The sequence below is a fragment of the Devosia sp. RR2S18 genome, assembly GCF_030177755.1.
Taxonomy (GTDB): Bacteria; Pseudomonadota; Alphaproteobacteria; order Rhizobiales; family Devosiaceae; genus Devosia; species Devosia rhizosphaerae.
In genome coordinates this window covers 2213989-2236521 of sequence record NZ_CP126539.1, presented here as the reverse complement: position 1 = coordinate 2236521, position 22533 = coordinate 2213989, and the positions used below count along the sequence as shown (strand labels likewise).

Annotated in this window: 21 protein-coding genes; 10 read left to right on the top strand and 11 right to left on the bottom strand. The window is 60.3% G+C overall.

The window, feature by feature from the left end:
• Window positions 1-125: 125 nt before the first annotated feature.
• On the top strand, window positions 126-377 hold the full coding sequence (gene hfq, locus QOV41_RS11075) for an RNA chaperone Hfq (RefSeq protein ID WP_284576587.1): 252 nt from the start codon (window positions 126-128) through the stop codon (window positions 375-377).
• A 4-nt stretch (window positions 378-381) separates the two neighbouring features.
• Window positions 382-1749 carry a GTPase HflX gene (gene hflX / locus QOV41_RS11070; protein ID WP_284576586.1) on the top strand — a complete coding sequence of 456 codons (1368 nt, stop codon included), beginning with the start codon at window positions 382-384 and terminating at the stop codon, window positions 1747-1749.
• On the opposite strand, the gene mazG is transcribed toward hflX, so the two are convergent.
• Window positions 1746-2555 (bottom strand): nucleoside triphosphate pyrophosphohydrolase, encoded by an 810-nt coding sequence (gene mazG / locus QOV41_RS11065; RefSeq protein ID WP_284576585.1) that lies wholly within the window; start codon window positions 2553-2555, stop codon window positions 1746-1748. The genes hflX and mazG overlap by 4 nt on opposite strands.
• A gap of 217 nt (window positions 2556-2772) precedes the next feature.
• On the opposite strand from mazG, the gene fgd reads away from it, so the two are divergent.
• From fgd to QOV41_RS11035, 6 genes are all read left to right on the top strand, one after another.
• Window positions 2773-3837, top strand: a complete 1065-nt coding sequence (gene fgd / locus QOV41_RS11060; protein ID WP_284576584.1) for a glucose-6-phosphate dehydrogenase (coenzyme-F420) — start codon at window positions 2773-2775, stop codon at window positions 3835-3837.
• 30 nt (window positions 3838-3867) lie between these two features.
• Window positions 3868-4701: a coenzyme F420-0:L-glutamate ligase gene (gene cofE, locus QOV41_RS11055; protein WP_284576583.1), complete on the top strand. Its 834-nt coding sequence runs from the start codon at window positions 3868-3870 to the stop codon at window positions 4699-4701.
• Window positions 4702-4803: 102 nt separating this feature from the next.
• The gene (locus QOV41_RS11050) at window positions 4804-5649 is read left to right on the top strand and encodes a putative F420-0 ABC transporter substrate-binding protein (protein WP_415926706.1); all 846 of its coding nucleotides are present in this window, start codon (window positions 4804-4806) and stop codon (window positions 5647-5649) included.
• A gap of 59 nt (window positions 5650-5708) precedes the next feature.
• Complete coding sequence (locus tag QOV41_RS11045; protein WP_284576581.1) at window positions 5709-6662, top strand: putative F420-0 ABC transporter permease subunit; 954 nt, start codon at window positions 5709-5711, stop codon at window positions 6660-6662.
• Complete coding sequence (locus QOV41_RS11040) at window positions 6659-7468, top strand: ABC transporter ATP-binding protein (RefSeq protein WP_284576580.1); 810 nt, start codon at window positions 6659-6661, stop codon at window positions 7466-7468. The genes QOV41_RS11045 and QOV41_RS11040 overlap by 4 nt, the downstream gene beginning before the upstream one ends.
• 74 nt (window positions 7469-7542) lie before the next feature.
• Window positions 7543-8544, top strand: a complete 1002-nt coding sequence (locus QOV41_RS11035; RefSeq protein ID WP_284576579.1) for a TIGR03842 family LLM class F420-dependent oxidoreductase — start codon at window positions 7543-7545, stop codon at window positions 8542-8544.
• 2 nt (window positions 8545-8546) lie between these two features.
• Here the strand turns inward: QOV41_RS11035 and QOV41_RS11030 are convergent, their stop codons facing one another.
• Genes QOV41_RS11030 through QOV41_RS11000 form a run of 7 tightly spaced genes read right to left on the bottom strand, consistent with a single transcriptional unit; the run spans window position 8547 to window position 15636 of the window.
• Window positions 8547-9383: an MBL fold metallo-hydrolase gene (locus QOV41_RS11030; RefSeq protein WP_284576577.1), complete on the bottom strand. Its 837-nt coding sequence runs from the start codon at window positions 9381-9383 to the stop codon at window positions 8547-8549.
• A 4-nt stretch (window positions 9384-9387) separates the two neighbouring features.
• Window positions 9388-10167 carry a TatD family hydrolase gene (locus tag QOV41_RS11025; protein WP_284576576.1) on the bottom strand — a complete coding sequence of 260 codons (780 nt, stop codon included), beginning with the start codon at window positions 10165-10167 and terminating at the stop codon, window positions 9388-9390.
• Window positions 10167-11717 carry a methionine--tRNA ligase gene (metG, locus tag QOV41_RS11020; RefSeq protein WP_284576574.1) on the bottom strand — a complete coding sequence of 517 codons (1551 nt, stop codon included), beginning with the start codon at window positions 11715-11717 and terminating at the stop codon, window positions 10167-10169. The genes QOV41_RS11025 and metG overlap by 1 nt, the downstream gene beginning before the upstream one ends.
• Window positions 11714-12739: an AAA family ATPase gene (locus QOV41_RS11015; RefSeq protein WP_284576573.1), complete on the bottom strand. Its 1026-nt coding sequence runs from the start codon at window positions 12737-12739 to the stop codon at window positions 11714-11716. Before QOV41_RS11015 ends, metG begins: the two co-directional genes overlap by 4 nt.
• A complete protein-coding gene (gene tmk, locus QOV41_RS11010) occupies window positions 12736-13422 on the bottom strand; it encodes a dTMP kinase (RefSeq protein ID WP_284576571.1) in 687 nt (228 codons plus the stop codon). The genes QOV41_RS11015 and tmk overlap by 4 nt, the downstream gene beginning before the upstream one ends.
• Before the next feature lie 21 nt (window positions 13423-13443).
• Entirely contained in the window at window positions 13444-14589 is a 1146-nt protein-coding gene (locus QOV41_RS11005) for a D-alanyl-D-alanine carboxypeptidase family protein (protein ID WP_350149793.1), read from the bottom strand.
• Between the two features lie 48 nt (window positions 14590-14637).
• The gene (locus tag QOV41_RS11000) at window positions 14638-15636 is read right to left on the bottom strand and encodes a septal ring lytic transglycosylase RlpA family protein (RefSeq protein WP_284581278.1); all 999 of its coding nucleotides are present in this window, start codon (window positions 15634-15636) and stop codon (window positions 14638-14640) included.
• 235 nt (window positions 15637-15871) lie between these two features.
• On the opposite strand from QOV41_RS11000, the gene metH reads away from it, so the two are divergent.
• The gene (metH, locus tag QOV41_RS10995; RefSeq protein WP_284576570.1) at window positions 15872-19633 is read left to right on the top strand and encodes a methionine synthase; all 3762 of its coding nucleotides are present in this window, start codon (window positions 15872-15874) and stop codon (window positions 19631-19633) included.
• A gap of 172 nt (window positions 19634-19805) precedes the next feature.
• Window positions 19806-20150 carry a hypothetical protein gene (locus tag QOV41_RS10990; protein ID WP_284576568.1) on the top strand — a complete coding sequence of 115 codons (345 nt, stop codon included), beginning with the start codon at window positions 19806-19808 and terminating at the stop codon, window positions 20148-20150.
• Between the two features lie 19 nt (window positions 20151-20169).
• On the opposite strand, the gene QOV41_RS10985 is transcribed toward QOV41_RS10990, so the two are convergent.
• From QOV41_RS10985 to folD, 3 genes are all read right to left on the bottom strand, one after another.
• Window positions 20170-20718 (bottom strand): hypothetical protein, encoded by a 549-nt coding sequence (locus QOV41_RS10985; RefSeq protein ID WP_284576567.1) that lies wholly within the window; start codon window positions 20716-20718, stop codon window positions 20170-20172.
• A gap of 147 nt (window positions 20719-20865) precedes the next feature.
• Complete coding sequence (locus tag QOV41_RS10980; protein ID WP_284576566.1) at window positions 20866-21414, bottom strand: DUF1643 domain-containing protein; 549 nt, start codon at window positions 21412-21414, stop codon at window positions 20866-20868.
• Window positions 21411-22313: a bifunctional methylenetetrahydrofolate dehydrogenase/methenyltetrahydrofolate cyclohydrolase FolD gene (folD, locus tag QOV41_RS10975; RefSeq protein WP_284576564.1), complete on the bottom strand. Its 903-nt coding sequence runs from the start codon at window positions 22311-22313 to the stop codon at window positions 21411-21413. The genes QOV41_RS10980 and folD overlap by 4 nt, the downstream gene beginning before the upstream one ends.
• Window positions 22314-22533 lie beyond the last annotated feature (220 nt).

Here is a 22533-nt window from a genome sequence, read left to right as displayed (position 1 = left end):
CACGGTGTTCTGTGCAATAGTGAGTGAGTTGATTAGAGAAGGTTCGGGGGCCGCGCGGCAGCTCTCTGGCCGAATTTTAGACAACGAGAACAGCGACATACAATGCCGCGAAAATAGAGGCCCAAATGCCCAGTGAGAAGCAGCAAAACCTGCAGGACTCCTTTCTCAATCACGTTCGCAAGCAGAAGGTCCCCGTTACCATATTCCTGGTCAACGGCGTGAAGCTCCAGGGAGTGATTACCTGGTTCGACAATTTCTGCCTGCTGCTGCGCCGGGATGCGCAGTCGCAACTTGTCTATAAGCACGCGATCTCTACCATTATGCCTGGCGCGCCCATCCAACTGTTCGATCCGGAGCAGAGCCAGGATAGCGACTGAGCTTATGGGAGACTTCGAGGACGAGGATGGCCGGACGGGGCCGCAGCCATTCATAGACCGGCGGGCCCAACCGACGCGTGCCGGCCTTCTTTGTCCCGATGTCCGCGGCACCCACTCCCAGCATAGCCTGGAGGCTAGGAAGGCCGAGTTCGAAGGGCTCGCTGAAGCGATAAATCTCGAAATAGCCTTTTCGGAAACAGTTCGCGTCCGTGAGGTCAAGCCTGCTACTTTCATCGGTGGTGGCCTAGTTGAGACACTCGCTGAGCGCGTCCAGACAGAGGGAATAGACCTCATCCTGGTCGATGCCGCGCTCTCACCCATTCAGCAGCGCAATCTCGAGCGGGAAACCAAGGCAAAGGTGCTCGACCGCACCGCGCTAATTCTCGAGATTTTCGGTGAACGCGCCGCCACGCGCGAGGGTGTTCTGCAGGTTGAACTCGCCCATCTCAACTACCAAAAGAGCCGCCTCGTTCGATCTTGGACGCACCTGGAGCGCCAGCGCGGTACTGGCGGCCTGGGTTTCATGGGCGGGCCGGGCGAGACGCAGATCGAAAGTGATCGTCGCCAACTCACCGAGCGCATCGTCCTTCTTGAGGAGCGGCTCGAGAAGGTGAAGAAGACCCGTGCGCAACAGCGCCAAAAGCGCTTGGACATGCCCATCGTTGCGCTGGTCGGCTACACCAATGCTGGTAAGTCTAGCCTGTTCAACGCAATTAGTGGGGCAGGGGTGTTCGCTGAGGATCTCCTGTTTGCCACCCTTGACACAACAGTGCGGAAGCTCGAGCTACCGCACGGACGAGAGGTGATGATCAGCGATACGGTTGGTTTTGTAGCCGACCTGCCAACCGACCTCGTCGCTGCGTTCCGGGCGACGCTTGAAGAGGTGCTTGAAGCGGACGTCATCCTCCACGTGCGTGACATCGCCAGCCCTGACCACGTCGCACAGGCGCAGGATGTTCTACAGGTTCTATCCGAGCTCGGAGTTTCGCCAGAAACGACGTCCATCATTGAAGTGTGGAACAAGGTCGATCTTTTGGGGAGCGAGGGCATTCCCGTCGAAGATCAATTGAGTGGCATCGCACCAGCAGGACGGGTGGCAGGAGTTGTGCCGGTATCCGCTCATACCGGGCAAGGACTTGATGCTCTGAAGCTCGCGATCGAAACTGCACTGGGTGAGAACAGCAGAACCTACAAGGTGCATGTCCCTCATTCCGCCGGAAGTGACATTGGCTGGCTGCACTCGCATACGGAAATCATATCACGTGAGGAGCCGACGGAGCAGGGGACCCAATACTCGGTGCGGGTGGAGCCACGCCATCGCGCGGCGTTCTTGGAACGCTTCAATGGCCGACTAGAGGGAGCAGATCTTTAAGCCTTGTCAGCTTCTCGGATCTCGTTCCAGTATCTCTCCAAGCGATCCAGCCCGGCGTCAGAAGGCACAATTCTGTCTTCTCGACACCGTTCTTCGACGTAGTGAAAGCGGCGTGTGAACTTAACATTTGCGTCCCGCAGGGCCGCCTCAGGGCTCACTCCTGAATGGCGCGCAAGGTTTGCCACAGCGAACAGAAGGTCACCGATCTCCTCGTGCATGGCTGCAGCATCCTGGCGTACCGAAGCCTCCTTCACTTCCTCTAACTCTTCCACAACCTTGGCCATGACCGACGGAAGGTCTGGCCAATCGAAGCCCACCTTTGCTGCACGCTTGGCTAACTTCTCGGCACGAGCAAGCGCCGGTAACACATTAGGTACGTCATCCAGTACGGACGGGACATGATCGCCAGACCGTGCAGCTTTCTCCGCACGCTCTTCGGCCTTGATCGCTTCCCAGCGACCCTTGGCTGCATCGGAACTATCCGCTCGTGTCTCGCCGAAGACGTGCGGATGACGGCGGATCAGTTTCTCGGTAATGGCGTAGACCACGTCACCGATATCGAACAGCCCAGCCTCAGTAGCCATCTGTGCATGATAGACGGGCTGAAGCAGCAGGTCGCCAAGCTCCTCCCGCAAGTCGCCCATATCATTTCGCTCGATGGCATCCGCGACTTCATAGGCTTCTTCGATCGTGTAGTGCCGGATGCTCGCAAAGTCCTGCTCGAGATCCCACGGGCAACCGGACGTAGGGGCACGCAGCGCAGCCATGATTTCAATCAGCCGGGCGATATCTCGGGACGGTTGCACGGAAAGCCTCCACTGGATTCGAATTGCCTTGCACGATGAGGTTAGCAGCAAGCGTCTGCCAGACCAGCCACTTCCTATGGATGCACACAACGGAACAGGAGGAGGGAGGGACGAGACGGATCACCAGCTCCGCCATTCGCGTAATATATATTATGGAACTTGTAAGCACATCCTGGTTAAGCTTGGGGGTTGTTGTCCGCCATCATAGCGGTTCTGCATGGACTTTTTTGACCAGTTGGTCAAAACTAGGCCTGCTGTCCAGAGGATATCAGCGGAGGTCATCGTGCGCTTGGGCTACAAGGCATCGGCAGAGCAGTTTGCCCCAACTGAACTACTCAACTTTGCTGTGCAGGCAGAGCAAGCTGGCTTCGACTCCGTTTTTGTGAGCGATCACTTCCAGCCCTGGAAGCACACCGATGGTCATGCACCATTCGCGCCCGCATGGATGGCTGCGGTTCTCGCACGGACCAGCAATGTTGTTCTTGGTACATCGGTGCTCACACCAACTTTCCGGTTGCATCCCTCGGTTGTGGCGCACGCCTTTGGAACGCTCGGCGCCATGTTTCCGCGCCGAGTCATTCTCGGCGTTGGTACGGGCGAGTCCCTCAACGAAGTACCGTCAACCGGCATGGTGTGGCCTGAGCTCAAGGAAAGATCGGCTCGCCTGCGGGAAGCGGTCCAGCTCGTTCGTAAGCTCTGGAGCGAAGATCGCGTAACGTTCGAGGGGGAATTCTACAAAACGCAGAATGCCACGATCTACGATAAGCCCGACGAGATGGTGCCAATCTATATCGCCGGCGCCGGGCCCCTCAACGCGAAATATGCCGGACGTGCTGGAGATGGTTTCATCTGTACGTCGGGCAAAGGCCAGGAGCTCTATACTGAGACGCTGCTGCCCAACGTTGCTGCTGGGCGCGCAGAATCGCAGCTTGCATCCAAACCGTTCGAGCGCATGATCGAAGTGAAGGTGTCATTCGACCCCGATGCTCATCAGGCGATGGAGAATACCCGCGGCTGGGCTGCGCTGTCCCTGACAGCTGAAGAGAAGCACTCGGTTGAAGATCCAGAGGAAATGGAGCGACTGGCCGCCCAACTGCCCATCGAGAGGATCGCCAAGCGATGGATCGTGTCGAGCGACCCCGATGAGCATGTCGAGGCCATCAGGGCCTATATTGATTATGGGTTCGACCACCTGGTCTTTCATGCGCCCGGTGACGATCAGAGCCGCTTCATCGATCTCTATGCCAAGGAGATTCTGCCGCGGCTGAGAAAGCTGCAATAGCCCCTGCCCCTGCTTTAGAGGAGGACCTCGATGCCAATTCCGCGATATAGCATCTGGGGCGTTACCGGCCTTCCAGAAATCGGGCCGGGTGATGATCTCATAGGTCTGCTCGTTGAAGCGATCGATGCGCAGGCGGCAGAAGATCCTGAGTTCATGCTGCGGGACGGAGATATTCTTGTCGTAACCAGCAAGATAATTTCTAAGAGTGAAGGCCGTCAGGTACCCGCGGCAGAACGTGAGAAGGCGATCGCCCAAGACACCGTCCGGATCGTTGCTGAACGCGTGCACCCAGGGGGCGTGACTCAAATAGTGGAGACGCGGCACGGCCTCATCATGGCAGCTGCTGGAATTGACACGAGCAATGTCCCCGATGGCGTGGCACTGCGGCTGCCAGAAGATCCCGACTTGTCTGCCCGGTACCTCTGTGAGGGCCTGAGGCACAAATTAAGCGTCCGCATTGGCGTTATCATAACTGATACATTTGGGCGACCATGGCGCGTCGGACAAACCGACGTTGCCATCGGGGCCGCCGGCTTGACCGTCACAGATGACCTGCGTGGTGGCGCGGACGCCAACGGTCGTCCGCTTCAGGTCACCGTAACTGTGTTGGCCGATGAACTGGCTGGCGCTGCCGATCTGGTGAAGGGCAAAGCGAGCAACATCCCTGTCGCCGTGGTGCGCGGATTGTCGCGCCTCGTGGCCGACTTGGACGCGCCTGGAGCACGTACTCTGGTTCGCTCCGTAGATGACGATATGTTTCGTTTCGGCTCCGCCGAAGCCTACCGGCTCGGCTATGAAGCGGCGCTTGCGGAACTTCGAGACGGCCATGCAGAGCCGAAACGGCAAAAGCAGCAACAGGACTAAGTTATGCGCTCCGTAATCGCTGTAGCACTCGCCCTCCTCCTTGCCTCTCCCGGCGTTTCCCGCGCTCAGGAAACCTACCCGCTGGCTGTGCAGAACTGCGGAATGGAGGTGATCTTCGAGGCCCCACCCGAACGGGTGGTAGCGATTAAGTCGACATCCGCCGAGCTGCTGCTTGCCCTCGGCCTGGAAGATCGGATGATCGGCCTTGCTTTCCTGGATGCGCCGGTACCTACAAGATGGGCGGAAGCAGCATCGGCGATCCCGGTGATCTCAGAGAAGCTGCCCTCGCAGGAGGTAGTGCTTGAGCTGGAGCCCGACTTTATCTACGGCGGCTGGGAAAGCAATTTCTCCGCCGATGGTGCGGGTGAGCGGCAGACACTCACGACTTTGGGAATCGATAGCTATGTTTCGCCTGCAGCGTGTCGCTCCCACACGCCAGAGAAGCTCACCTTTGAAGCATTGTTCAGCCAGATCGAAGAAATCGGCGACATCTTCGGAGTCACCGAGGCTGCGGCCGGGCTGACGAACCAACTGCGCACCGAACTGGACTCTATTGAACTAGACGAGCGAGGCCTGACAGCGCTCTGGTACTCTTCCGGCACGAAAACCCCTTATGTGGGCGCTGGAAACGGTGCGCCTCAGATGATTTTTGAGACTGTCGGTTTAGAAAACATCTTTGACGGAACAGACGAGTCCTGGATTTCGGCCAGTTGGGAAACGGTCGTCGATGCTGACCCAGACGTCATTGTTCTGGTGGATTCCGAATGGAACTCCGCGGAGCAGAAGAGACGCTTGCTGGCAGAAAATCCGGTTACCAGCCAACTCTCGGCAGTGGCGAACCAGCGCTACCTGGTGGTTCCATTTCCTGCTTCCGAAGCCGGAGTACGCAATGTCGGAGCTGCCGCTGACATGGCGCAGCAGCTAGACCAGCTGACGTTCGAACAATGAACCTAGCGCGCTCCCGTGCGCTTGCGTTCCCTGCCTTGTGGTTATCCCTGCTGTCGAGCATGACCATCGCCGTGACTGTCGGCCCCGCCGATATTGCGCCAGGTGAAGTGTGGACCACCATTGTCCATCGTCTCGGACTGGTGCAGGTCGACGCTGCCTCAAACTTGCGCCAAGCCATCATCTGGGAACTGCGTTTGCCAAGAGTGCTTGTTGCAGCGGCTGTTGGTGCGGGCCTCGCGCTCTGCGGTGCCGCCATGCAGGCCCTGACCCGCAATCCACTAGCGGACCCCTATCTGCTTGGGCTTTCATCGGGTGCCTCCCTGGGTGCGGTCAGCTTTCTTCTGCTCGGCGCAGCCTTGCTGATGCCGTTCGGCGCCTTTCTTGGCGCCTTCGCCGCTATTACGTTGACACTGCTCATTACGCGACTTTTGGGAGGCGCAACGCCTGCGCGCGCCATTCTCGCGGGCATCGCGGTGTCCTCGCTTGCCGCTGCGGCGACCTCGCTTTTGATCTTCTGGTCAGCAACAGGGGACTCGTATCGAGAAATCCTGAGCTGGCTCTTGGGTTCGCTCAGCGGTGTTCTCTGGACGGATGCGCTTCTGGCAATGGGGGCAATCGCGGTCCTCGGGCTTCCAGTTTGCCTGGCAGCGCGCTCACTGGACGCATTCGCCTTCGGCGACACAGCCGCTGCTGCTCTGGGCGTCGACGTCGCTCGTTTGCGCTGGCTCGTGCTGGGCACTACGGCTTTGCTGACGGGAATATTGGTTTCGATCGGCGGCGCCATTGGCTTTGTCGGGCTCGTCATTCCCCATGTTGTACGCCTTGCTACCGGCAGCCGGCATCGTACCTTGCTCCCGCTTACAATGCTGACGGGCGCTGTGTTCATGGTATGGACCGATACTGCCGCTCGCACCCTCTTCGAGCCGCGAGAACTTCCGGTGGGCATCATCACCGCCCTTGTGGGCGCTCCCATCTTCCTCCTGGTGCTGCTGCGTTATAGGCGCATGACATGAGCGGGAACCTGATAATCCGCAATTTGACAGTTCGAGTTGGAGGCAAAGCCCTCATCGAGGATATCTCGTTGGACATGCGGACGGGAAAAGTGACTGGCTTGCTGGGACCGAACGGAGCCGGTAAGTCGACGCTCATGAGGGCGATGCTTGGGCTCACAAGCATCGCTGCGGGCACGATTCTTTATGCCGGTATCGACCTTCTCGCTATGTCGCGGAGAGACCGTGCCCAAATGGCGGCCTTCGTCGAGCAATCCCACAGCGCCGACGTCCACCTGTCTGCCCGTGAGGTGGTGCTGCTCGGGCGCATACCGTTTCAATCCATCTGGCAGTCCGTCCCCTCACCGGACGACGGGGAACTGGCGTCGGCAGCAATCAGTGCCGTGAGCATGTCGCGTTTCGCTGAACGCGACTTCTCGACCCTCTCCGGCGGAGAGCAGCAACGCTTGCATATCGCCCGCGCACTTGTGCAGCAGCCGCAGTTGCTGATCCTAGACGAGCCCACCAACCACCTTGACGTACAGGCACAACTATCCGTCCTTCAACTCCTCAGGGAGAAGGCTGCAGAGGGCATGACGGTGCTGATTGCCCTGCACGACCTCAACTTGGCAGCAGGGTTCTGCGACGATCTTGTCTTAATGAATAGGGGACGCGTGATAGCCACGGGCGCTCCGGAGGCGGTCCTCACCCCTGCCCGGCTGAACAGTGTCTACGACGTGTCCGCAAGCTTACTGCGCCACCCTACAACTGGCCGGCCCATCATCGCCTATGACTTGCTTTCGCCCGATGGTCAGCAGAATAGCAATTGACAATCCTTTAGCCTCCGCCCAAAAATTTGATCGGCTGGTCAAATTTTTGCAGCAGCCAACCAGCGGAGGGCGGCATGGAATTCGGCATCACGTTCAAGGGCTTCGTTGAGGCGGAGCGGGCAAGGTACCTGGTTCGTGCGGCAGAATATGCGGGGTTTAGCTATTGCTGGTTCTACGACTCCCATATCCTCTGGCGCGATTGCTACGCCGCAATCGCCATGTGCATGGAAAACACGAATACCATGCGGTTCGGTCCGCTGGTGACCAATCCCGACGTGCGGGACTGGTCAGTCGCGGCTTCCATCTTTGGCTCTCTCTCCAAGCAGAGCGGCGGCCGCTTCGATCTTGCTGTCGGTCGTGGTGACAGTTCGCGCCGCGTCATGGGCAAAAAGCCTGCTACGCTGGCCCGTGTCGCCGAGTTCATCCACAAGACCCAGGCCATGGTTCGCGGTGAAGAAGTCACCTATGGCGATGTCGCCGAACCGGTAAAGTTTCCTTGGGCAGTGGGCCACGAGATGCCCAGTTGGATCGCGGCTTATGGTCCTCTGGCGCTGAAAACAGCGGGTGAGCACGCTGATGGTGTCGTGCTGCAGCTGGCCGATCCCGGCCTCTGCAAGTGGTTTACCGATCAGTGCCTGGATGCAGGCAAGGCTGCTGGCCGGAACATGAGCAATTACCGCTCGATGGCGGCCGCACCAGCCTATTTCGGCGACAAGGCGCGGGCCGTTGAAGCTACCAAGTGGTTCCCAGCCATGGTTGGCAACCACGTGGCCGACATCGTCGAAAAATATGGCGCCGACAACGACCAAATCCCCAAGAGCCTTACCAGCTACATCGAGAAGCGTCGGGGCTACGACTATTCAAAGCACGGCCAGTCGGACAACCCGTTTCTGGACTTCATAACGCCAGATGTGGTCGAGAACTTCTGTGTGCTGGGAGAGCCCGACGACCACATTGCCAAAATGCATGCGCTCAAGGATGCTGGCGTTACCCAGTTCAACATCTATCTCGATAGCGGCGACGAGGAAGAAATTATCGCCAATTACGGTCGGCATGTAATCCCCGCGTTCCGCTGATCTCAGCGGTTCAGCACCTTGCCCGCCACAACGTCGATCTGCATGCCGTCGAACGCCGGAGTTATGTGCTCCGGTGTTTCTGCCTCGAGCCGGTTGTAATCGAGGTCGATGTGCATGTCGGTGAGCACGGCGCTTCGCGGTTGCACTTTCTCTATCCAGTCCAGTGCCTCAGGCAGGCTGAGATGACTCGGGTGCGGAGTTGGGCGAAGACAATCCAGAACCCAGAGCGACAACCCTTGCAGTGCACTGATCGACTGATCGGGAAAGCCTGAAAGGTCCACTGAGTAAGCAAAATCTGCTACTCGAAATCCGAGCGAGGTGATCTGACCATGGGTCTGCTCGAACACTGTAGTATGGATTATGCCCCCCGGCCCGTCTATCACAAGCTCCTGACCAGGACTGATCTGATGGCCATTGAGGATGGGGGGATAGTCGCTGCCTGGCGGGGAAACAAAGCAATAGCGGAAGGCTTCATGCAGCCGCGCCCCAGTCTCCGGGTCGAAATAGACGTCCACCCGTTTGCGGTTGTGCAGGGCCAGGACACGCAGGTCATCTATGCCATGGATGTGATCGGCATGGGCGTGCGTATAGAGCACTGCCTCTACGCGGTCCACTTCGGCGTCGAGCATCTGCTGGCGAAGATCGGGGCCGGTGTCGATTAAAACGCGGGTAGGTGTGTCGCTTCCCTCGCTCCAACCCTCTAGCAACAAGGCGCAGCGACGGCGGCGATTTCTTGGCTCATCGGGGTCACAGTCGCCCCAAACATTGCCGATGCGCGGCACACCACCCGACGAACCGCAGCCCAGAATGGTCGCAATGATCCGCTGCGCGATCGGCATAGCTCTACGCAAGTCCGGTCTTGCTGAAGAGCCGTGCGAAATTGGCAGTTGTCTCCGCTCCGACCTGCTCCAACGTGATCCCGCGAACCTCGGCGACCTTGCCGGCGGTGTGCCTTACAAAGCTTGGTTCGTTGGACTGGCCCCGGTGTGGAGTGGGCGCAAGGTAGGGCGCATCCGTTTCGACCAGGTAGCGGTCGGCCGGGACTGCTTTGGCGACCTCGCGAATCTCTTCAGCATTGCGGAAGGTGATGATGCCGGAAAAAGAGATATAGCCGCCGAGCGCCAAAGCCCGTTCGGCCAGCTCTGCGCCTGCCGTAAAGCAGTGCAGGACGAACGGGAATGCGCCCTGCCTTGCCTCCTCTTCGAGGATCTTCGCCATGTCGTCGTCAGCCTGCCGGCTGTGGATAACCAGTGGAAGACCGGTTATCCGCGAGGCTGCGATGTGCCGACGCAGGCCCGTCGCCTGTGCCTCTCTTGGAGCATTGTCGTAGAAGTAATCCAACCCTGCTTCGCCGATAGCAACGCAACGGGGATGGGCACTTAGCCGAACCAGGTCTTCCGTTTGAATGTGCAATTCTTCATCTGCATGATGCGGGTGCGTACCGACCGAGCACCAGACGTTCGCATAACGTTCCGCCAGCCCTGCATATGTGGAGAACTTTTCCACATGTGTGGAAATCGTCACCATGCCGCTCACGCCGGCAGTGTCTGCCCGAGCGAGCACGCCGTCGATATCGGCGGCCAGAGCCTCGAAGTCGAGGTGGCAGTGACTGTCGATCAACATCAGTCCGCCTCACGCTCAATACGGGCGAAAACGCCTTGTGGAACAGGCAATTCAGTGCCGGGTGCTAGGCGGTTCGCCTCTTCTGCAAACGACAGCAGGCGCTCGGCTTCAGGCACCGCCAACTGGTCGAGCAGGCGTGCCGCTGAGACTGGAACAAAGGCGAGCATGGGAATGGCAAGCCGCCGCACTGTGTCAGCGGTGCGATAGAGAACAGACGCCATGCGCTCTGGGTCGGTCTTCTTGAGTGCCCATGGCTCTTGGGCGGCAAAGTAGTTGTTGGCGGCGCTCAGGGCCCCGATGATCGCCCCAGCGGCTTCGTGGACAAGCTGCTCATCCATGGCCTTGCGAGCGGCTGCAAGAGCGTCACCGACCTCCTGATCGAGTGCTTCATCTTCAGCAGAAGCGGCACCGAACTGTGGCACCTGTCCACCACAGTTCTTGTTGATCATGCTGAGAGAACGCTGTGCAAGATTGCCAAGGTTGTTGGCGAGGTCGGCATTGACCCGATTGGTCAGTTTTTCGCGGCTGTAGTCGCCGTCATGCCCGAACGAAACTTCACGCAGGAGGAAGTAGCGGACCGGGTCGGCGCCGAACTCGGCGACGAGTTCAAAGGGGTCGATAACGTTGCCCAGCGACTTGCTCATTTTCTGACCATCGACCGTCAAGAAGCCGTGAGCGAAGACGCGATGCTGCACCGGTAGGCCGGCACTCATCAGGAAGGCTGGCCAATAGACGGTATGGAAGCGGATGATGTCCTTGCCGATCACGTGGAGGTCGGCGGGCCAGAATTTCTTGAACAGCTCGCTTGTCTCGTCTGGGAAGCCCACGCCGGTAATGTAGTTGGTGAGCGCGTCGACCCACACATACATCACGTGCCCGGGCGCATCCGGAACGGGGATGCCCCAGTCAAAAGTGGTACGTGAGATGGAGAGGTCCTGCAGGCCGCCTTTGACGAAAGAGATGATCTCGTTACGCCGCTCCTTGGGCGCGATGAAATCTGGATTTGCCTCGTAGAGGTCGAGCAGTTTCTGCTGATAGGCCGAAAGGCGGAAGAAGTAGGTCGGTTCTTCAACCCAGCTGACCTCGGCGCCCGAGGGAGCGAAGCGCTTCCCGTCGCGCTCAGTCAGCTCATCCTCGTCGAAGTAGGCCTCATCGCGCACCGAGTACCAACCCTTGTAGGTGGACTGGAAGATGTCGCCATCGCTGCTGGCCTCCATCCGTTTCCAGATCGCCTGAGCAGACTCGTGATGCCGCTCCTCGGTGGTGCGGATAAAATCGTCATTGGAGATATTGAGCTCGGCCGCGAGCCGCTGGAACTCGGCCGCATTTCGATCGGCGAGTTCACGCGGCGTGATGCCTTGCGCGGCGGCCGTCTGCACCATCTTAATGCCATGCTCGTCCGTGCCGGTGAGGAAGAATACATCGCGACCCTCCAGCCGCTTGAAACGGGCGATGGCGTCAGTCGCGATCATCTCGTAGGCATGGCCGATATGGGGCGCGCCATTCGGGTAGGAAATCGCGGTCGTGACGTAGAATGGCTCGGTGGTCATTGGGACTCGGCGGGAACAGAGGTGGTCGACACATGCTTCCTGATCGCGTCGAATACGGCGGCCAACGTCTGCTTCATATCCAGATTGATGCTGTCGGCCTCGGCGAAGAGGGCGTGGACCTTCTCCCATAGCTCATTGATGGAGGCAAGCCGCTTGCGGTCATGCGGCTGCATGGCCGCCAAGCGCGCCTCATGAGCCATCCAGTCGTCGATCATCTCACGAGCGAAGCTGTGCTCTGCACTCTGTGGGCTAGCGCCCAGCGCATCGGCAAGGCCTAGGACAATCGCGGTCGGGTGCCTCAGTGGATCGGCCAGCCAGCCTTGCAATGCGCCCAGCGATGAATCCGCCTCGAGAGCCAAGGTCTCGAAGGCACGCCGCGGGCGCCCGGCGGACAACTCCACAGCTCTGTCGACTTCCTCACGTCCAAGACTCTCATCCGACTGAACCAGAAGTGCCCGCACAGTCTCCGCAGAAACAGGCCGCAGCGCAAGGTTGTGGCAACGAGACTTGATGGTCGGCAAGAGCGATCCGGGGCGATGCGAGATCAACAGGAAGGTGGTGTCGGCGGGAGGCTCCTCAAGTGTTTTGAGCAGAGCATTGGCAGCAGAAGGATTGCAGTCGTCGATCGGATCTATCACCGCCACTCGATGTCCTGATCTTCCCCTGGTGTGGTGCAGACTGTCGCGCAGGTCACGCACCTCCTCCACCCGGATCACGGTATAGAAGCCCTTGCTGTCCTTGGACCTCCTCCGCAGCACAAAGAGGTTGGGATGGGAAAGCGCGGCGACTTGCTCAGAGACACGGTGCGCCTCCTCATCGCCGGTGGCGGAAAGAATTTCAGTCGCCAGTTCGAAAGCGAGTGTCGCCTTGCCAATGCCTTGCGGTCCGTGGAGGAGAATAGCGCCGGGTAACCGCCGCGCGTGCAACTGATCGAGCACTGCAGCTTTTGCAGCTTCGTGGCCCAGAACAGCCTGCCGGCGTTCGGGCAAAGGCAGACCCGTTAGCGCGTCGGGATCGCTCACGCCCGCCCGCCACCCAGTTGCTCACCGAAGCGCTCCGCAACGACCGACCAGATGGCGGCTTCAAGCGGCTCTTCACCTTGGTCGGCGGAAATCACTGCGCAGCGATCGGGATTGGCGCTGGCAATCGCCAGAAAGCCGTTTCGCAGGCGCTTGTGCCAGTCGAGTTCTTCTTTTTCGAAGCGATCACCGGTGAGGGCCAACCCATCCTCCACAGAGCGGCGGGCAACCCGCTCGAAAGCGAGTTCAGGATCCATGTCGAGGACTATGGTGAGATCAGGCGTGTGACCGTTGAGTGCGAGGCGTTCAAGCGCATCGATGAGCTTGTCGTCGACCCCTCCGGTCAAACCCTGGTAGGCGCGGGTCGAGTCATGGAAGCGGTCGGACAGCACCCAGGTACCGCGCCGCAGGTTTGGCGCAATCAATTGGTTCACGTGGTCGTGGCGCGCGGCAGCAAACAAGACGGCCTCGCCGCCTGCCCCCCAACCTTCAGATCGCCCCTGGAGAATAAAGGCGCGGATGGCTTCGGCCTTTGCCGTTCCACCCGGCTCACGAGTGCGGACGACGTCTATGCCACTGCGCTGCAGCTGCTGCTGCAGACGCTTGACTTGTGTCGATTTTCCGACGCCCTCACCACCCTCGAAGGTGATGAACCGGGCGCGGCTGGTGGTGGACGCCTCAAGCATGAAGCTCGTTGTATACGAGTCTTAGAGCCAGCCAAGAGCCAACTGCTTGAGCGCATCGGTAGCCTTGCGCACCAAATCACCCTCTTCCACCGTTTCAGCAGCGTAGAGAGGTGCTGCCTGCACCAGCTGGTCGTTACAGAACACGCGCAGTTCGGCGATCTGGCTTCCAGCCATAACGGGCGGCATCAGGGGACCGACATAGACCACCTCGGCGCTTAGGCATTGCCGCGAGCCACGAGGCAGATAGAGCGACAACTCGCCATTACCGACCAGACCAACGCTGCCGCTGGTGCCGCCATAAACGTTTGCATGGGCAATGACGCTGCCTTCGGGATAAGCGGCTACGCGCTCGAAAGCGCGTACGCCCCAGGTGAGCAGCTTCCGCGCCTCCTCGGTGCGCTCGCGCATCGACGTCAAGCCATGCACTACGGCGATGAGGCGCCGGTCGCCTTGGTTGGTCGAGGTGACAGACCCGTAACCGGCAGCTTCCGTGTGACCGGTCTTCAGTCCGTCCACCCCGATTCCCATCTCCACAAGCGAGTTGCGGTTGGGCTGGTTGATGCCGTTCCACTCCATGCTAGGTTCCGAGAAGTAGTGATAGTACTCGGGAAATTCCTGGATCAGGTACCGACCGATCAGCGCCAGATCGCGCGCAGTCGAGTATTCGTCCGGATCCGGCAGGCCGTTGGAATTGGTAAAGTTGGAACCGGTCAGGCCGATTTCTCGAGCCAGTTCGTTCATCATCGCAGCGAAACTCGCCTCGGAACCGGCGATGCCTTCAGCCAGAACGATCGATGCATCGTTGCCCGACTGGATGATAACGGAGCGAATGAGATCTTCCACGCGGATCTGGGAATTCAATTCCGCGAACATGGTTGAGCCGCCAGAAGCTGCACCGCCGGTGCGCCAGGCGTTCTCAGAGACGAAGAATTCGTCATCCATGGTGATGCGGCCAGCGCGGAGTTCGTTGAACACCACGGCCACTGTCATGAGCTTGGTCATGCTGGCGGGCTCTAGGCGCTCGTCAGCGTCCTTCTGGAAGATAACGGTGCCGGACTGCTCATCCATTAGGACGGCGAACTTGGCCTTGGTTTCGAACGTAGCTTGCGCCAATGCTGATGCCGTCAGCAGCAATGCAGTGGCAACCGCGACGAAAATCCTCTTCAAGTCCGCTCTCCCTGTCCGTAGCTGGCTTAACTGCCAAGCCGCCCTGAACTAATAGAGAACTATCCCAGGCAGGCCAAGTTCCTGCGCTAAATGTTGAACGTCGGCAGTGCTCGCGCCTGGCTTCAATGCCGTCATCCGCAGCTCCGTGCTGCCATCGCCAGAGATGCTCTCCACCGCACCAAGAACAGCGAACTGCTGAGCGATGTTGTTTGCTCCGGCTGCATCCGTGTAGCTGCCAAGTGCAAGCCGCACAGGCTGGGTGTCCGGCGGCAATGCCTGAGTGGCAAGCGCGTTGACGGCCGCCATCGCAGTACCTTCTGGGCTGCTTTGGGCTGGCGCCGCCTCGGCATAGGAGAACAGGCCGCCCAAGAAATTGCCTGCCATATCGGCCAGGCTGTTGGTGTTGTCGACAGCGGCGACGCGAGTGTGACTGCCGAACTCATTAGGCCCACTATAGCTCGCCACGAGCATTCGGGTATCGTCGCCCTCGAGCGGAGCCCGGCCGAGATATTCGACGGAAACGGGTGCACTGCCCTTTTCGACATAGCCGAGCATGGCAGCGGCGCGATAGGAAAGGTCCATCACCCGGCCGGCCAAGTAAGGCCCTCGGTCATTCACCCGGACGATCAGCGAGCGGCCGTTTTCCTGGTTTGTCACGCGGACATAGGATGGCAGCGGCAGTGTCGGGTGGGCGCCGGTGATGGCATTGGCCGAAAAAACTTCCCCATTTGCCGTGAGGCGGCCGTGGAAGTCGGCTCCGTACCAGGAGCCCTTGCCGGAGCCGACATAGCCGATCGGATTTTCCTGCGGCACATAGGTTTGGCCGCGCACCACATAGGGTTTGCCGATGAGGTTCCGCCCGCCACCACGGGGCGGATTGGGGTTGCTTGTCACCCGGGGAGACGACTTGACGCCGAATTCTTCGGAGGTGAAGGCGGCGCGCTTCACAGTTGGGCCGAGGCCCATGCTCGAGCAGGCCGACAGCGCGGTAGCTGCGGCGAGGGACAGGGAAAGAAGGCGGACGGCATGGCGCCAGGAGGTTGTCACGGTACTCAATACACACGCTCGTGGGTCTGCGGAGCCCGATGGTACGCCGGCTCCGTCGCATTTGTACCAAAAACAACATTTTCTGGTTTCGGAGGCGTTAAGGGGAACGGAGTGTTAGCCTTGAGCGTCGCACAAGAGCGCGAATGCTAACGCGAGGCGTTGCTGGTTGACGGATATAAAGATATCTTTATGTCTACGGAAAGCCTTGCGCCGCCCCTTCTCCGATGAGGACACTATGACCTCCACCGCTTCTGATACGCCTCATATCCCCGATTGGTCGGAGGTGCGTGCAGCGCTTGCGGCGGCGATGGGCGAACGCATCCTCATCCTCGATGGCGCCATGGGCACCATGATACAGCGGCTCAAGCTGACCGAGGAGAACTTCCGCGGCGAACGCTTCAAGGACTGGAGCCATCCGCTGCAGGGCAACAATGACCTGCTGGTTCTCACTGAGCCCAAGCGGATCGAGGACATCCACTTCGAATATTTCATGGCCGGCGCTGATATCGCCGAGACCAACACCTTTTCGGCGACGTCCGTAGCGCAGGCGGATTACGGCACCGAAGAGGCGGTTTACGACATCAACTTCCAGGGCGTCGTGGTGGCACGCCGGGCGGCGCTGCGGGCTGAAGCCGAAGACGGGCGGCGGCGGTTCGTCGCTGGCGCTTTGGGACCGACCAACAAAACCTCGTCCATGTCTACGGACGTCAACAGCCCAGGCCATCGCGCGATCACCTTCGATGAACTGGTGGAAGCCTATGGAGAGGCCATTCGCGGCCTTGTCGACGCCGGCGCCGACCTCCTCTTATTCGAGACCATCACCGATACGCTCAACACCAAGGCTGGCATTTTCGCGGCGCAGCGGCTGTTTGAAGAACGCGGCATTGATGTGCCGATCATGATCTCCGGAACGATCACCGACCTATCCGGCCGCACGCTTTCGGGCCAGACGCCAACGGCGTTCTGGTATTCGATACGCCATGCCAATCCTCTGACCATCGGGCTCAACTGCGCGCTGGGCGCGGACCTGATGCGGGCGCATATTTCCGAGCTGTCTAGCGTCGCTGATACGTTCATCTGCGCCTATCCCAATGCCGGGCTGCCCAATGAGATGGGCGCCTACGACCAATCGCCCGAGCAAATGGCCGCGCAACTCAATAGCTTCGCGGAGGAAGGCCTCCTGAACATCGTGGGCGGCTGCTGCGGCTCAACGCCCGACCATATCCGCGCCGTAGCCGAGGTGGTAAGCCGGCATAAGCCGCGGCAGGTGCCAGAGGCCGACCGCCTCCTGCGGCTGGCTGGGCTCGAACCGTTCACGCTCACCTCAGACATTCCCTTCGTCAACATCGGGGAGCGGACCAACGTCACCGGCTCGGCCCGCTTCCGCAAGCTGATCACCGCCGGTGACTATGCCGCCGCGCTGGACGTGGCGCGCGATCAGGTCGCCAATGGCGCCCAGATCATTGACATCAACATGGATGAGGGACTGATCGACTCCAAGCAGGTGATGATCGAGTTCCTCAATCTGCTGGCCGCCGAGCCCGACATCGCCAAAGTGCCGCTGATGATCGACAGCTCCAAATGGGAGGTAATCGAGGCGGGCCTCAAATGCGTGCAGGGCAAGGCGCTGGTGAACTCGATCTCCATGAAGGAGGGTGAGGAGAGCTTCCTCCAGCAAGCGCGCCTCGTCCGCGCCTATGGCGCTGCCGTGGTGGTGATGGCGTTTGATGAGCAGGGCCAAGCCGATACGCTCGAGCGCAAAGTCGAGATCTGTACGCGCGCCTATAAGCTGCTCACCGAAGAAGTGGGTTTTCCGCCCGAAGACATCATCTTCGATCCCAATGTGTTCGCGGTGGCGACCGGCATCGAGGAACACAATGGTTACGGGGTGGCTTTCCTCGAGGCCACCAAGCAGATCACCGACACCCTGCCCCATGTGCACATTTCGGGCGGCATCAGCAATCTGTCGTTTTCGTTCCGCGGCAACGAGCCGGTGCGCGAAGCGATGCACGCCGTATTCCTCTACTATGCCATCCAGAACGGCATGGACATGGGCATCGTCAATGCCGGCCAGTTGGCGGTTTACGAAACGATCGATCGAGAATTGCGGGACGCTTGCGAGGACGTGATCCTCAACCGGCGGCCGGACGCAACCGACCGGCTGCTCGAACTCGCCGAACGCTATCGCGGCACCGCCGGCAAGGGACCTAGCGCCAAGGATTTGAGCTGGCGTGAGAAGCCCGTCCAGGACCGGATTACCCACGCGCTGGTGAATGGCATCACCGAATTCATCGAGGCTGACACCGAGGAGGCACGGCTCGAGGCCGAGCGCCCGCTCCACGTGATCGAGGGCCCGCTGATGGCCGGCATGAATGTGGTGGGCGACCTTTTCGGGTCGGGCAAGATGTTCCTGCCGCAGGTGGTCAAATCGGCCCGCGTGATGAAGCAGGCCGTGGCCCATCTCCTGCCCTATATGGAGGAGGAAAAGCGCCTCAACGGCGGCGAGCAGCGTAAGGCCGCTGGCAAGGTGCTGATGGCCACCGTCAAGGGGGACGTGCACGACATTGGCAAGAACATCGTCGGGGTCGTTCTCGCCTGCAACAATTACGAGATCATCGATCTAGGCGTGATGGTGCCCACAGCCAAGATCCTGCAGACCGCACGGGACCAGAATGTCGACGTGATCGGGCTTTCGGGCCTCATCACACCCTCGCTCGACGAGATGGTGCATGTGGCCGCCGAAATGGAGCGCGAGGGCTTCGACATCCCGCTCTTGATCGGTGGGGCGACCACCAGCCGGGTACATACGGCGGTAAAGATCCACCCGCGCTACAGCAACGGCCAAGCCGTACACGTGAACGATGCCAGCCGCGCGGTGGGCGTGGTGTCGAACCTGCTCTCGGCCGACACCAAAGTGACCTTTATTGAGCAGGTGCGGGCGGAATATGCCAAGGCCGCGGCTGCGCATGAGCGGGCAGAAAGCGACAAGCAGCGCCTGCCGCTTGCTGCTGCCCGGCAGAATGCGTTCAAGCCAGATTGGAGTGGCTATGAGCCACCCAAGCCGAGTTTCTTGGGCACCAAGGTCTTCGACGATTTCGACCTTAGGCAACTGGCAGAATACATCGACTGGACTCCCTTCTTCCAGACCTGGGAGCTCAAGGGCCGCTACCCGGCCATTCTCGAGGACGAGCGCCAGGGCGAAGCGGCGCGGCAATTGTTTGCCGATGCACAAGCCATGCTCAAGCAGATCATCGATGAGAACTGGTTCCGGCCGCGCGCCGTCGTCGGCTTCTGGCCCGCCAATGCGGTGGGCGACGATATCAAACTCTATGCCGATGAAGGGCGCGAGGAGGAACTCGCAACGCTCTTCACCCTGCGGCAACAGCTTTCCAAGCGCGGCGACAAGCCCAACATGGCTCTTGCCGACTTCGTGGCCCCTGAAGGGAGCGGCAAGTCCGACTTCATGGGCGGCTTCGTCGTTACGGCGGGTCTCGAAGAGGTGGCGATTGCCGAACGCTTCGAGAAGCAGCACGACGATTATTCATCGATCCTAGTGAAGGCCCTGGCGGACCGTTATGCGGAGGCCTTGGCCGAGTTCATGCACGAGCGGGTCCGCAAGGAGTTCTGGGGCTATGCCAGCGACGAGGTCCTCAAGCCCGAAGAGCTGATCGCCGAGACCTACCGTGGCATCCGCCCTGCCCCCGGTTATCCGGCACAGCCGGACCATACTGAGAAAACCACGCTGTTCCGTCTGCTTGAGGCGGAGAAGAACGCGGGAGTAAGCCTGACCGAGAGCTATGCCATGTGGCCAGGATCGTCGGTGTCAGGATTCTATTTCAGCCATCCCGAGGCGTATTATTTTGGCGTAGCCAAGGTGGAGCGCGACCAGGTGCTGGACTATGCCGAGCGCAAAGGCATGGCGGTGGACGAGGTGGAGCGGTGGCTTGGGCCAGTGCTCAACTACATCCCAAGGCCGAGCATTGTGGCAGCGGAGTAGGATAGCCCCACCCGACCTCCCCCTGGGAGGAGGAGTGGTCCTGTTGGTGCGTGATCGTTCGTTTCCACCACAGGGTCATTCCCGCGCGAGCGGGAACCTCGGTTCGGGGTGTTGGGACAGAGGAACAGGGTTCCGGCTTGCGCGGGAATGACATTGTGGTCGGGGGTACTTCATGACGAGCAATAAGCCTATCCCCGTCACGCTCATCACCAAGCCCGGCCAACTTCTGTCGCTCGACGCCGACACTGCGCTGATCCGGCTGCCGGCCAACACCAGCCACGGCCATGATGATGGCGACCACTGCATCGCGTGTGCCGCTCAGGCGGATGTTCGTGCTTTGCTGTTCAATCTGCTGGAAAGCCAGCGCCGTGGGCTCCGTCCTGCCTTCAGCCGCGTGGTGGTGGACGCCAGCGCGGTCAAAGACCCACAGCAGGTTGTTCTTGCCTTGACCGGGAAGTTGCCCGCGCAGGCGTTGCGGGACCATACCGTGGCACGCACATTCTTTTTGGTCGGCTAGACCCACTAAGCTCTTCAGCTTAGAACTTCCACCGCACGCCCAAAACGGTGGCGTTGGCGCCGTCCTGCATGCCGCCTAGGGTTTTCCAAGCGCCCGAGCGGTGATGAATGCGCCAGAAGAACTCAGTGTTCGGCAGTTGCGCCACGTTCACGCTCACCTCGGGCCCAAGATAGAACAGCAGCGTCGTGTCGCCACCGCTCTCAAGTTCACGCGGCGATTCGATGCCGATGGTATCGCTGGCAACCGACAGGCCGGTGGTGAGACTGAAAGAAACGCCGAAATCCTCGGTTGCGAGCAGGTCGTCGGCCCGGGCGACCACGCCGCCCCAGAGCTCTGTTGAAGTGCGATCGCCAAATCGGCCTGCGACGCCCAGTTCTGCACCGAGCATCAGACCACCGCGATCGCCCAGGAAAAACTCCTGATAGCCGGCGCCGACAACGTAGTTGTCTTCATAACTTACGGTGAAAGGGGCAAAGCTGTATTCGAAGTATTGATCGGTGAAGCGGCCACCGAAAAAGAACACGGCTTGATCCCGCTGGTCTGCCGCTTCTTGAGCCGAAACCGGCATCAAAGACATCGCACTGACGACAACCGCCGCCGATAACCTTAACCGCATATAGATAGACCCTGACGTAGGCGCCCCCGTGGCCTAACGGTACGACAACATCAAAGCAGGTGAAACCGTTCCGCCGTATCGACGGAGATTTCTCCGGTCTCAGTGTTCGAAAAGCACCAATGGCGTATCGAGGCGCAGGTAGAGCGGATGCTTGGGTGAGCCATCCGCATTGGTGCCGAAACACCATAGTTCGATGCCGTCGGCGCGCAACGCCGCGACGATCTCGCGACCAGCAGGCGCCAGCGCCTTGTTGAGCTTGCCATGGCAGAGAACGACCTTTTCGGCACTCGCCGCCGCCGCACGGATCACGGGGAGATTGGCCGGCGATGATGCCACGACTCCCGGTTGCAGCAGCATCTTTGGGTCGGTGGCGCGATAATCGCCGACATTGGTCTTGATCATGGCCGAATAGCCTTCCCGCTGCGCAAAGGTCCATTCGCGGGCGCAGGTCGGGTCGTTCACCGTGGCGTCGGCGGTGGACGGATTCATGCCGATGAACATGATGTAGCGATTGGGGAAGCTTTCGCCGGTCCATCGCCGCATCTGCTGGCGATGCTCGTGATCGGTGAAGATGGCGTCGCCCTTTACGCCCGGCAGCAGGCGCAGCCGCACCCGGCCGCCGGGATCGTGACCGGTGCCGTCGATCATGCGGTGAGGTCGCTCGGCGGTGTCAAGCCGTTGATGAGGCACGCGGTGGTGACGGTATTGGCAAGGAGGCACGCGATGGTCATCGGACCGACGCCGCCCGGAACGGGGGTGATGGCCCCGGCGATTTTCGAGGCTTCCGCATAGGCCACATCGCCCACGAGCCGGGTCTTGCCATCGCCGCGCTCGGGCGCATCGATGCGATTGATGCCTACGTCGATCACTGTAGCACCCGACTTGATCCACTCGCCCTTGATCATCTGCGGACGACCGACAGCGGCAATGACGATGTCGGCCTGGCGCACCACGTCGGCCAGGTTTTGCGTCTTTGAGTGCGCGACCGTCACGGTGCAGTTCTCGCGCAGCAGCAACTGAGCCATCGGCTTACCGACCAAATTGGAGCGGCCGACGATCACGGCGTTGAGCCCTGCCAGCGAGCCAAGCTGATCGCGCAGCAGCATGAGGCACCCCAAAGGGGTGCAGGACACAGGCCCTGGCAAGCCGATCTGCACCTTGCCGACATTGGCGGGGGTGAAGCAGTCGACGTCCTTTTCGGGCGCGATAGTCTCGATCACGCGGACCGGATCGATCTGCGCGGGCAGCGGCATCTGCACGAGAATGCCGTGCACAGCCGGGTCATTGTTGAGCGCCTGCACCAATGCCAGGAGCGCTTCCTGGGAGGTGTCCTCGGGCAGTTCATGCTTCAACGAAGCCATCCCCACTTCAGCGGTCTGCTTGGCCTTGTTGGTCACATAGACCTGGCTGGCTGGATCATGGCCGACGATGACCACAGCCAGCCCCGGCGTGATGCCATGATCTTGCTTAAGCCGACCCACATGCTCGGCGATCCGGCCACGCAGGCCCTCGGCGAAACTCTTGCCGTCGATAATCTTAGCCGTCATGGGAGCCTCCGATGATTGGAATGGGAGCGGCCGCTGCGGCCATGCCGCTGCAATAGGAAATGCCGCATGCGGCGTCCATGCTTTTTGCCGCAAGGCAGCTTGGCGTGTGGACGGAAGGTGGGGAAAGCGCAGGCCAGAAACGACGAGGCTGCGACGGCATCTCTGCCATCGCAGCCAATTGGGAGTGCCGGCCTGCCGCACTGTTGAGGGCTTGGGGGAC

Coding starts and splice junctions, on each gene's coding strand:
- QOV41_RS11030 (WP_284576577.1), bottom strand. CDS start 9,383: ATGCCGATCGCGCAGCGGATCATTGCGACCATTCTGGGCTGCGGTTCG.
- metG (WP_284576574.1), bottom strand. CDS start 11,717: ATGACCACCGAGCCATTCTACGTCACGACCGCGATTTCCTACCCGAAT.
- QOV41_RS11035 (WP_284576579.1), top strand. CDS start 7,543: ATGGAATTCGGCATCACGTTCAAGGGCTTCGTTGAGGCGGAGCGGGCA.
- fgd (WP_284576584.1), top strand. CDS start 2,773: ATGGACTTTTTTGACCAGTTGGTCAAAACTAGGCCTGCTGTCCAGAGG.
- QOV41_RS11040 (WP_284576580.1), top strand. CDS start 6,659: ATGAGCGGGAACCTGATAATCCGCAATTTGACAGTTCGAGTTGGAGGC.
- QOV41_RS10990 (WP_284576568.1), top strand. CDS start 19,806: ATGACGAGCAATAAGCCTATCCCCGTCACGCTCATCACCAAGCCCGGC.
- QOV41_RS11025 (WP_284576576.1), bottom strand. CDS start 10,167: ATGTTGATCGACAGTCACTGCCACCTCGACTTCGAGGCTCTGGCCGCC.
- QOV41_RS10985 (WP_284576567.1), bottom strand. CDS start 20,718: ATGCCGGTTTCGGCTCAAGAAGCGGCAGACCAGCGGGATCAAGCCGTG.
- QOV41_RS11050 (WP_415926706.1), top strand. CDS start 4,804: ATGGAGGTGATCTTCGAGGCCCCACCCGAACGGGTGGTAGCGATTAAG.
- QOV41_RS10980 (WP_284576566.1), bottom strand. CDS start 21,414: ATGATCGACGGCACCGGTCACGATCCCGGCGGCCGGGTGCGGCTGCGC.
- metH (WP_284576570.1), top strand. CDS start 15,872: ATGACCTCCACCGCTTCTGATACGCCTCATATCCCCGATTGGTCGGAG.
- QOV41_RS11045 (WP_284576581.1), top strand. CDS start 5,709: ATGACCATCGCCGTGACTGTCGGCCCCGCCGATATTGCGCCAGGTGAA.
- folD (WP_284576564.1), bottom strand. CDS start 22,313: ATGACGGCTAAGATTATCGACGGCAAGAGTTTCGCCGAGGGCCTGCGT.
- hfq (WP_284576587.1), top strand. CDS start 126: ATGCCCAGTGAGAAGCAGCAAAACCTGCAGGACTCCTTTCTCAATCAC.
- cofE (WP_284576583.1), top strand. CDS start 3,868: ATGCCAATTCCGCGATATAGCATCTGGGGCGTTACCGGCCTTCCAGAA.
- tmk (WP_284576571.1), bottom strand. CDS start 13,422: ATGCTTGAGGCGTCCACCACCAGCCGCGCCCGGTTCATCACCTTCGAG.
- hflX (WP_284576586.1), top strand. CDS start 382: ATGGGAGACTTCGAGGACGAGGATGGCCGGACGGGGCCGCAGCCATTC.